General features: G+C 39.9%; 11 protein-coding genes. 4 read left to right on the forward strand and 7 right to left on the reverse strand.

The features are described 5' to 3' along the window. Positions 1-3,930 (reverse strand): PAS domain S-box protein, encoded by a 3,930-nt coding sequence (locus tag CH352_RS08105; protein ID WP_100705265.1) that lies wholly within the window; start codon positions 3,928-3,930, stop codon positions 1-3. A 145-nt stretch (positions 3,931-4,075) separates the two neighbouring features. Between CH352_RS08105 and CH352_RS08110 the strand changes: the two genes are divergently transcribed. From CH352_RS08110 to CH352_RS08125, 4 genes are all read left to right on the forward strand, one after another. After that, positions 4,076-7,057 (forward strand): DUF2339 domain-containing protein, encoded by a 2,982-nt coding sequence (locus CH352_RS08110; protein ID WP_100704810.1) that lies wholly within the window; start codon positions 4,076-4,078, stop codon positions 7,055-7,057. Then, a complete protein-coding gene (locus CH352_RS08115) occupies positions 7,047-7,931 on the forward strand; it encodes a M48 family metallopeptidase (protein WP_100704811.1) in 885 nt (294 codons plus the stop codon). Before CH352_RS08110 ends, CH352_RS08115 begins: the two co-directional genes overlap by 11 nt. Positions 7,932-8,038: 107 nt before the next feature. Next, a complete protein-coding gene (locus CH352_RS08120; RefSeq protein WP_100704812.1) occupies positions 8,039-8,722 on the forward strand; it encodes an SIMPL domain-containing protein in 684 nt (227 codons plus the stop codon). A gap of 238 nt (positions 8,723-8,960) precedes the next feature. Beyond that, positions 8,961-10,118, forward strand: a complete 1,158-nt coding sequence (locus CH352_RS08125) for a hypothetical protein (protein ID WP_165780122.1) — start codon at positions 8,961-8,963, stop codon at positions 10,116-10,118. 133 nt (positions 10,119-10,251) lie between these two features. Here the strand turns inward: CH352_RS08125 and CH352_RS08130 are convergent, their stop codons facing one another. The 6 genes from CH352_RS08130 to CH352_RS08155 form a co-directional block, all read right to left on the reverse strand. After that, complete coding sequence (locus CH352_RS08130) at positions 10,252-11,169, reverse strand: SHOCT domain-containing protein (protein ID WP_423789673.1); 918 nt, start codon at positions 11,167-11,169, stop codon at positions 10,252-10,254. Beyond that, the gene (gene csrA / locus CH352_RS08135) at positions 11,087-11,347 is read right to left on the reverse strand and encodes a carbon storage regulator CsrA (RefSeq protein WP_020769544.1); all 261 of its coding nucleotides are present in this window, start codon (positions 11,345-11,347) and stop codon (positions 11,087-11,089) included. Before csrA ends, CH352_RS08130 begins: the two co-directional genes overlap by 83 nt. Then, positions 11,348-11,797, reverse strand: a complete 450-nt coding sequence (gene fliW, locus CH352_RS08140; RefSeq protein ID WP_100704815.1) for a flagellar assembly protein FliW — start codon at positions 11,795-11,797, stop codon at positions 11,348-11,350. An 86-nt stretch (positions 11,798-11,883) separates the two neighbouring features. After that, complete coding sequence (locus tag CH352_RS08145; RefSeq protein WP_100704816.1) at positions 11,884-13,149, reverse strand: flagellar hook-associated protein 3; 1,266 nt, start codon at positions 13,147-13,149, stop codon at positions 11,884-11,886. 32 nt (positions 13,150-13,181) lie between these two features. Continuing rightward, entirely contained in the window at positions 13,182-15,092 is a 1,911-nt protein-coding gene (gene flgK / locus CH352_RS08150; RefSeq protein WP_100704817.1) for a flagellar hook-associated protein FlgK, read from the reverse strand. Positions 15,093-15,115: 23 nt separating this feature from the next. Beyond that, positions 15,116-15,652 (reverse strand): flagellar protein FlgN, encoded by a 537-nt coding sequence (locus CH352_RS08155; RefSeq protein WP_165780123.1) that lies wholly within the window; start codon positions 15,650-15,652, stop codon positions 15,116-15,118. Between the last annotated feature and the right edge of the window lie 215 nt (positions 15,653-15,867).

Raw genomic sequence — 15,867 nt, forward strand, 5'->3', positions numbered from 1 at the left:
TCAAGTTTTAGGAAGGATCACCTTAAATACTGTCTTTCCTGGCTTGGAGTTGAATTCTATTCTTCCTCCATGTTTTAAAACGATCCTTCTGGAAATATCAAGACCAAGACCGCTTCCTTCTCCCGGGGCCTTGGTGGTATAAAAAGGATCGAATATTTTATACTTAATATCTTCCGGAATACCTGGACCGTTATCCGAAATCAAAACGGAAACATCGGAGTCAGAATCTAAAATAGAAATTTTAATCTTTCCTTTGAATTGCATAGCTTGCAGAGAATTATAGATCAAGTTTGTCCAAACCTGTATCAAATCATCCGGATACGCATATATGATCGGTCTTGCTTGAAAGTCCAATTCAACTTCTACGCCATTCTTGATCTGGTTATGATAGATGGTAAGAACAGTTTCTATATTCTCTGCAAGATCCGTTTCGATCTTACCATCTCCAGAATCGATATGTGCAAAACTTTTGAGAGCGTAAACAATCTTAGAAGTTCTATCAACTGCTAAACGAATAGAAGCTGCGTTCTTATAAGTTTGGATCTCTTCGATCGCAAAATCTAGAAGCGCAAGATTTTTTTTAGATTCGAAAATTTCCGGGAATTCTTCCGCAGAATGATATAACCCTACGTCCATCAATCTATCCGCAAGATCATAAGCATTTTCGAAACCAAGTTCGCTTAGTGAATTTTTTAATTTTTTAAGGACGTACCTTCTTTCTTCCCTTGAAACCTGAACTTCCTTATTGGAAATTCCTGCACGGATAAACTCTGATAATCGTTTGATATAACTCGGTTCTGCTTCGGCAAAGAATGGGCCTAACTTTTCTAAACGTTCAGGAGAAGAATCTAAATAAGCTCTCAACTCACCACTCAAAGCTGAGATGGCTCCTAACGGGTTATTGATCTCATGCGCTATACCCGCAACCAACTGTCCGAGCGCTGCCATCTTTTCGGAAAGGATGAGTTGGTCCTGGGTTTTTTTCAGATTATCCAAAGCGGACGCTAATTCTGAAGTTCGAATACGAACTGCATTTTCCAATTCTTCCTTAGCCTCTCTTCTTTCAGAATTTAATAATAACTGAGTAACTTGTTCTGCAACCGTAACTACGAATTGTTGTTCATATCCTTTCCATCTACGCAGAGCACCTCTATGTTCTAAACAGATGACTCCGTAAATTCCGCCTCTTAAGAAGATGGGAGCGTCCAGCAAGGATTGGATCCCAAGAGGAATACTATAAGATTCTGCAAACTCGGAAGTTCTTGGATCGTTGATCACATCGTATGCGTCCACAAATCTTTCCGTCTTCAGAGAAGCAAAATATTTAGGATACTGTTTTAGATCCATTGTAGTCGGATCCATATAAGTTTGGAACTTCTGGTCCCAGCCTGAAACTAAAGACCAAACAGTTTTTTCCTTATCTGAAAAGAGCCAAATGGAAGCACGATCACAGCCTAAAGTTTTTGTGCACATCTTAACTATATTATTCAAACCGGAAGAAATATTTCCCGAAGCAAAATCCGAATCAGTCGCCATGTTCAAAAGAACTCTTGCCTGTTCGGAAAGTCTGGAGTTTTCTTCTTCTTTTTCTCTGGCGGCAGCTTTTGCGGCGGTATTGTCCTTTGTGATGGCAACTAAAGCAGGTCTTCCCATTAGATTTACAATACGGCCTGAAACGATTGAATCTATATGAGTTCCGTCTTTTCGAACAAAAGATATATCAACATCCTTTAATATTCCTTTTTCTTTCATCTTCTCGATAAACAGACGTCTGACGTTGGGGTCGGGCAATATTCCGAGATCCGATGAGCTTTTTCCGATCGCTTCTTCTTTTGTGAATCCGAACAGATCATAGAACATGGAGTTCACATTAAGATACTTACCTGTTTCTACATCGGAAATACAGATGGTATCCGGATTCAGCTCGAACACCTTTTCGAATAGATTTTTACTTTCTTCCAATTGAGCGAGATACTTGTCTCTCTCGGATTCCGCTCTTTTTCTATCCGTAATATCAATTACCATCGATAAGAGGACCATTCGATCCCCCATTTTAAAAATTCTATTTCCGCAAAGCCCATAACGTTCCGATCCGTCCGCATGACCTATGGCTAATTCTACATTCTTAGTCCATCCAGTACTTTCAAGTTCCGCTTTGATCTTTGCCCGGTCCTCTTTACTCTTTAATACGCCTAATTCTATGGAAGTTTTTCCGATGATCTGCTCTCTCGTATATCCGATCAGATCACAATACGCTTTATTGATCTCTTTATAAGTTCCGGTTTCCAAATCTGAAAGAGAAACTGCGGCTGGATTCATCTGGAAAATTTTTTCAAAGAGTTCCTTATTGTGCCGAACTTCTGCGTTCAATCTTCTAGTCTGCTCTTCCGCTTCTAAACGGTCTCTAATATCCGTTGCGAGAGAAATTACATGAGGTCTTCCATTTAATTTTACGATTCGTCCGGAATACAAAACAGGCATTGCGGTTCCATCGGAAGCTCTAAAAACAGTCTCTATATTACTGACTTCTCCCTTTTCATCCAACTGCTTATAAATTTCAGCCCTTCTATCCGGATCATAATCCCAAATCTTGATAGCGGGAGAGAGCTTTCCGATCACGTCCGATCTTTTAAATTTTATGAATTCCAAAAACCTTTCGTTTACATCTATGATCTTTTTAGAAACCAAATCCGTAAGAACTACCGCAGAAGGAATCAATTGGAATAATCTTTGAAAAAGTTCCTTACTCTTTTCAAGTTCGGAGGCAAGACTTTCCAAGTCTACTTGTGCCTCCTTGATATGAGTGATATCATGGCCAACTGCTAGGATCTTTTTTTCTCCTGCTGCTTCTATTACTCTAGCGGAAAATAGAATAGACCGGACCTTTCCGTCTGCGGTGCCCATCTTCACTTCTAGATTATCTACAGCGCCTTTTTGGAGTAGAAGTCCTCGAATGATTTCTCTATCGCTTAGATCGTAATAAACCCCAAGATCTGCAGGTGACCTACCCAAGATCTCTTCGTTTGTTTTTCCGATTAGACTTAAGAATACGTCGTTTGCATCTAGATACGTGCCATCCAATTTGGAAAGAGTGATCGCAGTTGGATTTAATCGAATGATCTGATTTAGGATTTCTTGGTTTTCCTTTAGTTCGTCTAAAAGTTTTTGTTTTTCTACTTCTTCTCTTACTCGATCCGTAATGGGTACCGTGATCGTAAGTAGTTTTAAAGAACCTGCATATTCGATCGGGTGAGCTGAGAAGAGTCCCCAAAATTCTTCTCCTAGTTTATTCGCAAAACGCAACTCTATATCTCTAACGAAACCTTCCCTTTTAATGGCCTCAACTATATCAGCTCTCGTTTCTGCAGAACTCCAGAAACCTAACTCTAGAGCACTTTTACCTACAATTTCATTTTCGGAATATTTTACCTGAATACAAAACTGTCTGTTTACCTTAAGATATTTACCTGTTTCTATCTCCGTGATTGCCATCGGTAAAGGGTTCATATCGAAAAATTTTTCGAGAGCCCTCCATCCTATCTCCGGATGAGTTATATCTTCTTTAGAAAGTTCACTTTGTTGTTTGGGAGAACGAATATGGATCCAAGTCGTAGTTTCCGAGTCGGACTCACCTTGGATCTTAAAACCTTGGCAATAGAATGTCCTGATCTCTTTGTTTTTAAGTAAAAAGTAACCCAGGTACCAATTGGTTTTTTCTTCTTTTTTAAGACTGTTAAAAATCCCGTTTCGGATATCGGAGATAAGGCTGAAATCTATCTCTTTCAATTCTATCAAAGAGTAACCCAAGATCTGCAATGCGGCAGGATTTCCATCGATCAGATTTCCGGAAGATGAAAATACAAGAACTCCATCCCCGATCCTTTCGAAAAACTGCTTGAGGATATTAAGCTGTGAAATTGAAGATTCCAAACTTTTATCACCGAGAGAATAAACCCTCAAATACTAATGGACTAAATAACGCTAGAAACTACTTTTCTAAAACTTTCATTTTTTTTCCAAAATTTAAGAAAGTTGCAATCCTAAAGGACACGTTACTCGAAAAGGCCTACCTACTATGTATTTTTTAATCGGTTTGTTAGCATTCTTCGCCGGCATATTCTACCTTATTATTCCTTTTGTTTTATTATCCAAGATCAACGGACTTTTGGAAAGGATCCAAGATCTGGAGAATCAATTAAAGGGGACTCTTCCGGAAACTCAGACTGAAAAGAAAAAGTCTCCAATTAAAGAAGAAAAACCTATCTTGGTAAAAGAAACAACTCCGGAAGCCAAGAAGGAAGTCCCTTCTTCCAAGCCTCCTGCAAAAGTTCCAAAACCTGAAGCAGTTGCACCTCCAACTATTATAAAACAAGAACCTGTACCTATAGCTAAAAAATCTGAGACTTGGGAAAAATTCGAGAAGCAGATCGCCAACAATTGGACCGGGATCTTAGGAACAATCATACTCGTAATGGGTGTCGGGTTCTTAGGGATTTATGCGGCCCTAAGCATGTCCCCATTCTTCAGATTCTTAATGGTACTAGGGATCGGTGTCGGTTTATTCATAATCTCCATTCTTCTAATCAAAAAAGAATTCTGGGAGCAGATAGGATATTGGATCCGAAGCGGCGCCGGTGCAGTTATATTATTCTCTTGTATCGCTGCAGTTTCCGTTCCAGGAATGAAATGGATAGAGTCCGAATTTTATGCGCTCATCTTAGTGATTGTTGGGATTTTAGTGAACTTAGGACTTGCTTGGCAAACTTCTCAGCAAAAGTTTGCTAGTCTTCATATCGTATTAAGTTTAATTTCTTTAGCAATTCTTCCTTTGAGCACTTTGATCTTCTTCTTAGCGGTTGGAGTTTCTGCTTTCAGTGTGGCTCTATCTTATAGAAGCAAATGGGAATTTCATTTAATACAAACTGCAATTTCCTTTTTAATTTTAAATTTTCTTTATAAAGGACATTTCTCGGAACAATTACATGTATTAAGTTCTCCTCATTCCAAAACCTGGGGAATTTTAGGAACTCTTGTTGTCGGAATTCCATCTATCTTAGCTCATTATAGAAAAGTATATTCATCAGCAAATATTCAACGTCTTCCTTTTATCACTCACCTAATTATATGGGCAGGAATTGGTTTAGGTTTATCGGTGTATTCCACTGGATCTAAATGGAATCCTCCTGTGCTAATTTCAGTCTCGATCGGATTATTTTTCTGGGCCAGAACCGCTCGAGAAAAGCTAAATATTCGCTGGCTCTATCTCACTGATACTTTGGTGTCCTTGGCCCTTGCTTCTATTGGGATCATATTACTCACTCGATGGGAAGTGGATCTATTCCTTATCAATGTATATGTTTCTCTATTATTCTCCATCTTCTTTGTTGTGAGCTCCGAAGAAAAAGAAAATCTACTTAAGAATATAGGAGCGGCACTTCTTCATATTTCTTGGGTTTGGTACATTCTTCTTTTGATCGTGAAATACTTCAGTGGATTGAATCTAGGAGCTTGGCCAATCATTATCACTACGATCGTGATGATCATTCTTACATTCTTGATCCAATTCTATGATGAAATTAGAAATAAGGAAACTTCTACTGCAGCCGACGATATTTACGGAGTAGGTGGAGATGATAGAATATCTCCCGCAGGGATTTTTTCCGGCCTTTTAGCATCGGCTATTTGTTTCCAATTATTCGATTGGAAACATTCGGAACTGTATCTTCCTGCATTCGGAGTCATTTTGTTAGTGATCCGACAAAACAGGAATTGGAACGGTTTAGGAGTTGGGATCTTCTTCTTTGTTGCAGCATTACATTTCGAAGTGATCTATAGAATTTATTCTTTGGAAAGGTGGGAGGTACTACTAAGAGATCTTCCTACTATCATATTCTGTTTCTTAATGATCCCTCTTTCTAAAGTGCAAATAGGATCGGACAAGCTCAGATATTTTTCTTCACCTGGAGCGATACTTTTATCTTTACATATCGTATTCTTAGCATACTGGACTACTCAAAGTCTTTCTCCGTTCTTACCCGGAATACTTTGGCTTCTTCTTTCATTGGTATACTTGGAAACTAAAAACTTTTTCTCAGAAAGAGAAAAAGAATGGGAGAATACTTGGAAGTCCTCTATCAATTCCGCAGGACCGGTCTGGCAATTTTTTGCGCTAATATTTGTGGGATTGTTCTTAGGAGCTCATATTCTGGTCCATCTTCAATCGGAATTATATGTAGGCATCTTCAAGATCAGATTTCTGATCCAAGCTCTTGCAATAGGAGTATTTTTATATTGGGCAAACAGTCCGAATCTTAAAAAAGAAACTCCAAATTACTGGAATTCTCTTTTGCCATTGTTCTGGGAGCTGACAGGGATCTTTATCACTGCGATCATTGCATTAGAAATTCCGAATACATGGTTGCCTGTCGCCTGGATCGTTTGGGCATTCTTCCTGAACCAGATCAGTTTGAAAACTTCTTGGGAAATTTCCAGATTTAGATTTTATTCTACCTGTTTTTATTGGTATTCCTGTATTCATGTGGCTTTCATTTCTAGTTCCGCTCTGACTCCTTCAGAATACTGGGCCAATCAAGAATGGCTGGGTGGACTCGTCGGGATCATACTACAAATCGCTTACTTAGCAAGGATCCAACTTCTTCCTCCGTTCCAAGGAATAGAAGTAGATGGTTATCCCGGTAAGATCAGAAAACTTTCCGAAAGACTTGATCGAAGATCTGACTACATCATATTCTATCCTTTGTTTGCAGCGGGAGCATTCTTCCTATTCTGGAGTTTTGATTCCTCTTTATTGACTTTATTATGGATGGTAGAAGTGTTCATCGTCTTCTTAATGGGACTCATTCTGAAAAAAGAACATTTCCGTTACGTGTCCTTAGTAGCAATGATCATATGTTTACTTAGATTGATCTTCTGGGATCTTTCTCAGTCTTCTACAATCACCCGTGCACTGGTATTCTTAGGAGTGGGAGGAATACTTATCTTGATGAACACTCTTTACGGCAAATTTGGAAATAAGGAGAAAACAGATGCTCCGTAATCGATTATTATTCTTTGTTATACTTTTAACGTTTGGGGCAATCATTTCATTTTTGGCGGTAAAGAGTAAGGCCAACGTGGAAATGCCCGCCACTCTTTCTCCTGCATTCCAGTTACTGGGAAAACCGATCAAAACCTTGGATCGTTCTCTTACTAAACTTATGCCTATCAGCGATCTGGACGAGAAGAAGTTGGGAGATTCCGTAGCATTACGTTATGGATCTTACGCAGATGAAAAAGATCCGGATCTGATCTATTTAAAAAGTTTGGTCACCAACCTTACGGTCGGAAAAGACAAAAGATTCGAATATAGAGTTTTTATAATGGACTCTTCCGTTCCGAATGCTTATGCAATGCCGGGAGGGGTTTTATTCGTGACTAAAGGACTTCTTTCTATGGTAAGTTCAGAAGCAGAATTGGTCGCAGTGATCGGACATGAGATTGGTCACGTAGAACTTTCTCACTGCATGGATATGGTCAGAGGCGAATTATTAGCGAAAAAGATCGGTGCCTCCACACTAGGAGAGCTGGCAGATCTAACCGCAGCTTTACTTCTAAAACCTTCTTTCGGAAAAAACCAAGAAGATGAAGCTGATTCTTACGGTTACGATCTATTACTCAGAGAAAGTTACGATCCATTCGCGATGGGAAGGACTTTCCTCAAACTACAGGAAGAAAGCGGTGGAAAGGAAAATGCGGCTTCTCCCATCCAAGAATATTTTATGACACATCCTTATCTTTCTCATCGTTCCGAAAAATTTACGGAGAAGGCGAAACGAGAAGAGGAAGGAAAATATTATGTAGGAAAGAAAAACCTAAAAAAACGGGTCAGCCGTTACCAAGACGAACTTGATAAAGAATTCGTAAAGTACTGAGAGATCCTTCTTACAAATTTCAATTTTTATAACTAGAATAAAATCTAAAAATCCGAACCGTTCGGGAATTTTTCCGGACAGACATAGGTCCTACCCTCGGAGTTTTTATGAAAAAGATATTATTCGGGTGCATATTATTATTCGCTAGTTTAGGCTCCGCATTTGCAGAACAGGAAAAAGTCCTGATCGTTAGCGGTTTCTCCAAAGTTGCAGTTCCTGCAGAACTTGTGGAAATACGAATAGGAGTAGAAACAGAATCCAAAACTGCAGAAGAAGCTCATGAGAAAACCTCTTCAAAGACCGATTCTCTAGTAAAATATCTCAAAAAACAGTCCTTACTTTCGTTACAAACGGAAGCAATCCGTTTGCAAACAATATACGAATATCCTAAATCCGGAGCGAGACAGATCAAAGGTTATGTAGCGTCCAATACAATTTTAGTAAGAGCTAAAGTAGAATCTGCAGGCAAACTCATAGATGAATCTATTCAAAATGGAGCGAATCAAATTATTGGGATCCGATTGCAGGCAACGGATGCAAATTTAGAAAAAGCTTCCCAAGAAGCTTTACAGTTAGCGGCGAAGGATGCTCGCAAAAAAGCTGATATTATTCTCTCAGCATTAGGTTTGAAATTTAAGGATTTTGTAGAGATAAGAGCGGACTTCCAAGAAATTTCCGAACCACTTCCTGTCATGGATGGTTTTCAAACTATGAGCGCAAAATCTGCGACTCCAATCGAGGCTGGAAATTTATTTCGCGAAGCAAAGATCTTATTGAAAGTTTCTTATTAAAAAATCGGCAAATAAGTGAAAAAAATCTGTCTTTTCAATAGGTTATATGGGTATGGTATTTATGGATTGTTACCTAAGTACCAATAACCCGGTAAATAGTTAACATATATCCAATTCTCTTCACTATTCTCACTACGTGAGCGGCCCTTTCGGGGGCCGCTCCGGTCTTTTGTTTTTTTCCTTGCTCTCTTCCTGAATAATTGGTGTTTTGGGAAAAAAATTATTACTCTGGCACCTCATGAAAAAAAAGATTCTAGCTTTATTGGCAACTTATCTAGTTTGCTTTTCCTTATTCGGACAAACACTTCCGAATAACCAAAGGCAGCCTAAAAATCAACCTACCAACAATAACCAACAGCAACCACCTCAAGACCAAGCTCCTATCGGCGGTAACGATTCTTATAACTCTTCCTCAAGTAATGGAAGTACATACGGAAATGGTTTATTACATATTTTGGAATTAGATGGAGTCGCAGGAAGTCTGAACCAAGGCGGCCCTCAATCTATTAACGGAATTTTAAATAGTGTAAGGATTGCAGGAAGTGCATTAGGTGGGACCCCTGAATTCTTCAAAGAAGATAGTAAAACTACTCCAAGCGGCGGATTTCCTAAGATCAGATATTCTCACCAGTTATCTGATAATACATTCATCGGTATCGTCGCTTCTTTGGGAGAAAAATCTACAACAGAAACTACTACTACTAGTACTTCTAACAGATACACTACCGACAAAATTACGACAACTACCAACGAGTGGAAAGTGAAGTACGGTTGGGGACCTTTAAACTTAAACACTTCGAATAACATAAGTTACGAATTTTCAATTGGCTATGGCCAAGGAAAAACGACTGGAGACTATTCCAATTTCGGGATCAAACTCCCGGGTTTCAGCTCAGGAAGTTCGGATGGAATTTCAGGATTCGCGATCGGATTCGGAGACCTTAGATATAATATCACTACGCTTTCTTTAGACTACGGCGTTGCAGTTCCTATGTGGAGTTGGATGAATTGGTACTTTAGAGGTGATACAAGCTTCTTCTGGGGGACTTTATCTTTGAGTTCCGCTCAGCTTGGTGTGGACACAGGAGCTACTGCTGGAGCGTATAACGGTCTAGACTTCAACGCATTCAAATCCAAAGACGGATTCTTTGCGGGAGCTTCCGGATTTACTATGACTTTCGAAACAGGTTTCGTAATTAAACCGTTTGAAACATTCGGTATCAGATTCGGTGGATTCTACCAGCTTACCTATTTCAGTGTAGGTGAAGTAAAAGGACCGTCCATTTCCGGAGGGCAAGTAGTAGAAGCAGGAGCAGTTCCTAATTTAAGCTCTACTACTGACAACGAACAATTTGGAAACTACGGGGGAACCGTAGGATTAGTTAAGAATCTATAGTCGGTAATGCCGGCTTCAAGAGCCTGGACCTTTTGGGACAGGCTCTTATAATATTCTTCGTATTAAACCCCGGAGATAGAAAAGTTTTCGGGGTTTAATATAATCCGCGTGTACGTGCTTAGGAGTAACGCAACTAGAGTTCTTTAATAATTTCTGCCTTCTTCTTTTCGTATTCTTGTTTAGAGATCAATCCCTTATCCAAAAGTTCCTGCAAAGTTCTCAAACGATCTTCTATCGTTTTAGGGATTTTTTTGGTAGGAGTTACTACTTTCTTCTTAGAAGGATTCGCAGTCCAAAAACCATTTTTCACAAGGATGCGATTTTTCACTTCTTCTCCTTCTGTCGCAAATGTAAGATAATCTAAACCTTCGGGGCGGATCTCTGGAAGATAAATGGAATTACGAGAAGAAGGTTCCGGCTTTGAAATAGGGGCCAAAGTCCAATCTCTAAAAGAATATGTGGTCTGAAAATCAAGTACCTGTCCTATTTCAGAGAATTCTAATATGATCCCTTCCGGACTTTTTCTTATATAAAAAATAGTTCTTCTGATCCTAAGCCCAGGGCGAATTGGATCTTCTCTTTTGATTATTACTTGGTAGGCTTGAGGAAGTCCGTCCGGAATTTCTGCTTCTGCCCTAAATAATAATTCTCCCAAACGAGAGGCTTCCTCTTCCGTAAATAATCGGATCGGTTCCGAATTTAAAACTCCAGTATCCGCAACTCCCGTGAATTTAAAAAGTTTTTCCCATCTGGAAATAAATTCAGTCTTATCCAATTGGTCAGGCCCTGCACCTGTCAAAACTCCGGAGGCAGTGGGCAGCCAAGTCTCCGCTTGTAAGAAGAGTGGAGTTTCTGAACTCTTTTTAAGATAATATAATACGATCGAATCTGAAGAGGAAGCCATCCCCTTTCTTTGGGAAGACAAACAAGAGATCGTAAATAGAAGGGTAAGAAAGAAACTTAGAAGTTTAAGATTTTTCTTTTTTGCCCGAATCGGTTTTTTTAAGCATGCTGCCAATTTTTCCCAATTCCTCCGGCTTAATTTTCGCACCGGCGGCTTTCTTATTCTCAGCCTGGATTTCACGGTACACTTCCGCTCTGTGAACGGAAACTTCTTTTGGAGCCTTGACTCCGATCTTTACTTGATCCCCTTTGATATCCACGATAACGATCTCGATATCGTCACCTATAATAATGGATTCATTAGTACGCCTAGCTAGTACGAGCACTTAGGACATCTCCACAGTGGCGCTTTCCAAAATTCTTTCACGAACGGAATGGATCTCGTTGCGTGATACGAATTGGCGACCAGTCAAATCCGTCTTATTAATTAAAATAGGGCCTTGTAGATTTGCTGTCATAGATGCCGGATCATCGTTCGGAATCGTCACAATGACTAAGGTCAAAGCTTCCGAAACATCCTGCAACCCGATTTGAGAAAGTTCTTCTTGGCTCAAAATCGGTTTGTATTCTTTTTTAAATAAAGAAGGGGGAATTACTACAAAAGCAAGGTCCACTTCATCGACGGACTGCAACCATTTGAATACTGATTCTTCGTCTTCTTCGATTAGGGCAAAACTTTTGTATCCCCCGAAACCTAGAAGTCCTTCCGGAAATTTGATAAGTTGTCGCTCAGAAACTTTTATTTTTCCGAAAGGTTTGCTATGGATCTCAATCATCGACCGACCTATTTTTCAGAGCTTGGCTCTAAGTTTATACTTTTTTCAAATCACTATCCCCGACTGAATTTCGGAGAATCTTACTTTTATCTTAGAAAGTCCATCAAAGTGGATTTGATCACCTTGGATCCTACGTTAAGTGCATATTGATGGATAGTTTCCAGCCACTTCATATTCATGATAGTTTCCGGGAAATCGATTCCTTCGTTTTTAGCAAGCAACTCGGTCATATAAGATTTATCGAAAGAAACTCTTTGAGAATGCTCTTCCATACGATTCATCCTTGCGCCTACAATGGATCTATAACGAAGAATATTCTCCAATGCGAGATCCAAGTCTTGGATATCACGACCTGAAATTCTCTCTTGGTCTTTTTGGATCAAATCGTTCCTGAATTGGATCAAAACATCGAATACGGAAAGACCGGTAACAGTTGCAGATTTGCTATAATTATTAGGAGGCTCAGAATTTCCAGAATCGATCAAACCGATATCTCTTAGAACTGTTCCCCCATCTACATCCTCTAACCAAACTTGGTGAGGTGCAGTAGAACTAAGACTGATATTATCCTGAGCGAGTTTATTAGCCTTCGCTTCTATCGGAGAATTATTGATCTTGTCTATGATATCGTCGATTGTATCACCGGCAGAAACTTGGACTTCTACTCCATCGATCTTGAACTTTTGATCAGAAACCGCAACGTAACCTGAGTTATCCACGCGACTGGTAACACTCATGTTCGTTCCCCAGAACACTTTGTTTCCGGGAATAGTAACAGGGATATATTCTCCCTTCTCGATCTCTCTGATCTGTTCTCCGATATCTCCTCTGTATTCTACTCCGATGTATTGGTTTTTTAATTCTAATCCTTGGAGTCCTTTGATCTTTGATTCAATCGGCTCAAAAGGAGGTCTTTCGATCACATGTCCACCAAAAAGAGGTCTTCCTGTGGCATCTCTTGTGTTTGCTATATCGACTAACGCTCTTAGTAATTCATCTATCTCTTTACCAACGGCGACTTCTAATTCGAAACCTTTATCACCTTGGTAGATACCGTTGGAAGCTTGGACTGCAAGAACTCTTGCTCTTTGGAATAGGTTACCTATTCTATCCAATTCTCCGTCGATCTGTTGTAATCTTCCGAAACCATCATCAATGTTTGCTTGGAAAGTATCCAACTCGTTCATCCTAGATCGGAAGAACATCTGGTTAGTCGCTCTTCCAGGATCATCGGAAGGAGTCCTAATTCTTTGTCCTGTGCCCAACTGGTTTTGGGTTTCGTCCAAAGACAACTGGTGACGATTCAAAGTCCTCACCAGACTGTTATTTTGCATCATGTTAGTGATCCGCATCATGGCTTCGCCTCCTTGCTATTCCGGCGGAATTACGCGCCCAAACGATTGATGATGGTATCTAGAATTTCATTCATAGTATTGATCATCTTCGCAGACGCGTTATACGAGTGCTGGAACTGGACCATATTGGCCATTTCCTCGTCCAAACTTACACCCATCACCGATTGTCTCATGTTCTCGAGCTCGGTCATAAGGTCCGATTGGATCCCAAATTCTTGTTTTGATTCTCTCGCTTCTGTTGCGAGTTTAGAGATCAGACTATTATAAAAATCATCCGTGCTTTTGGAGTAATCCACCATCACAGGATTGTTTCTAAGAGAAGAAGCTACTAAAAGAGCGTTCCTTCCATCCTTATGACCTCCAGGAGAATTATAATCTCCTGTTCCACCGACATCCTTTCCTCTTGCTGCCGCGATATTTGCTACGTTATTCGCAATATGCTCGTTTACTTTAAAATGAGAAGAAGGATGAAAATGAGGAGTTAAAGTAATGTCTTCCGGCTTTGATTGAAGTTTTGTAATCTCACCCAAACGTTTATAATCATAAGCTCCAGAAGATCCGGAAGCCATCAGCATTCCAGTGAGACCGACTAATAATTCTCCAGAATCTTCGATATGCCTAATAATGAAGTTTTTCTTAGGAGTATCATCTGCAACAGTCGCTTTGAAAGCCAACTGGTTGTCATGGTTCATATAAGCCACAACGCCTACTTTAGAAGCGTTGATGCGTTTGATAATACCGTTCAATGTATCATTTGCAGAATAAGGAATTAAAACCTGAGTTTCTTTTTCATCAGGTTTTAAGAATGTCATGGTTCCGCTAATCCCGATTGGGCGATCCGGATCTAGAGTATTCTTACCTGTTACTCTGAAGATCGCAGAAATATCATTCTGCCCATCCCCATCTGAATCATATTCACCGAAAGTATTCAGCGCCAAAGAACGAATATCGAAGAAGTTCTGATTTGTATTTCCATTCAAACCAAAACCGTCTTTATGGATTTCGTTAATCACATCCATAACGTTGATCGCAAGAGCATCCACCTGATCGATCTTCTCGCCCAGGATCTTATCTCTAACTTCGATCAAACCCTGTAATCTCCCTTTGCGAAGAAGGACCGGATCTCCAGTTACCTTCCAATAAAGATCTAATAGACCATCTTTAGAAGGATTTCCTAATATATCGACTTTATTGAGTTTGCCACCTTGAACAAGGATCTGCTGGCCAATAAATACCATCAGCTCATCTTCATCGCTTCTTCCGATTGTGATATCGGTTAAACCGGAAAGCTCTTGAAGAAGAGCATCTCTTTTGTCATAAAGATCATTCGGTCTATCACCCAATGCTTCCGACTTAGCAATCCTCTCGTTTAAGGTACGGATATTCTCACCAATCGTATTCAAATGAAGTGCATGAGCTTCAATTTCACGATTCGATTGATCTCTCAATTGAGAAAGTTTACGATACACATCTTCAATTCTACTTCCGAGGCCTTGCGCTTTTTCTAAAACTACGGAACGATGTGCGTTGTCTTCAGGATAGTTAGCAAGTTCTTCCCAAGAAGACCAAAATTTATCCATCAAGGTTCTAAGAGTAGTACCGTTAGGTTCGTTGAAAATATTCTCTGCTTGGTAGAGATATTCGTTCTTTGCTGCCCAATAATCCTTCACACCTGAGGTTTCGATAATTCTATCATCGATAAAATTATCTCTAACACGTTCGATGGAAGCAATTTCAACGCCCTGACCGATCTGCCCAGGAACATGAGCGCGGTTCAAAGAAGGTTCGTACAGAGGATCCGTTGCTTGTAAAACAACTCTTTGGCGAGAATAATGTTTATTATCCGCGTTTGAAATATTATGGCCGGTAGTTTGTAAGGCTTGCTGGTGAGCCGCAAGACCTCTTTTACCAATTTCTAATCCGGAGAATGTGGATCCCATACTTCTTCCCTCCTATCCAATCCTTACGCTGAAGCGTTTACGAGCACCGAGGAACGTTTCTTCTTGTTCCTGACTGTGCTTGGATTTTCATCCTCGTAAACTGCGACTTCTCCGCTATTTGCGTTAGTTCGCATCGCGTCGATGGTGGCCTTCAAAAATTCCTGTCTGGTTCGGATCAATTTATCATTGGCTTTGATCTTGTCTTTAAGCCTGTGAACCGTATCCTTTAATCTAGTTCCGAGTTGTTTCAACTTGTGCTCGGAATCACGGTCTATCTTATTTAAAAAATCAGTAAGAGTAAGTTCGCCTTCTTTAGGAATTCCTAAATTACCAGAAGTATAAACGTCATGGATAGCGGACATACGAACTCTTTCCAGTTCGCTTGCATGAACGATCAATTCATAAGTCTTTTTAGAAATCGTTTCCAAAGATCTTCCGTCCGCTTTCGTGATCGATTCAGTCTTTTCTTTCTCTAACTCCAGGATTTCGGAGTACAGTCGGATTTCTTCCTCGAAAAGAGAAGACACCCGATCCAACCATTCCTCTTTATTTAATATCATTGTCCGGTCCCTGTTCTTTGTTTCGGCGGAATCCAGAATTTTATGAGGCGTTTTTTTGGAAATTCGGCGGTTCAAAAGCCGAGAAGGAGAACTAGGAAGAATTTTCTCAAGAGAAGAAGGAGATTTGCCGAGATAAGAATCTCAATTAAGAGACATAATATTTCTACTTGGTTTTATGGTAATTTAGAAAAAGGATGACTTAGTTCTACACCAAT

This window comes from Leptospira hartskeerlii, assembly GCF_002811475.1.
Taxonomy (GTDB): domain Bacteria; phylum Spirochaetota; class Leptospiria; order Leptospirales; family Leptospiraceae; genus Leptospira_B; species Leptospira_B hartskeerlii.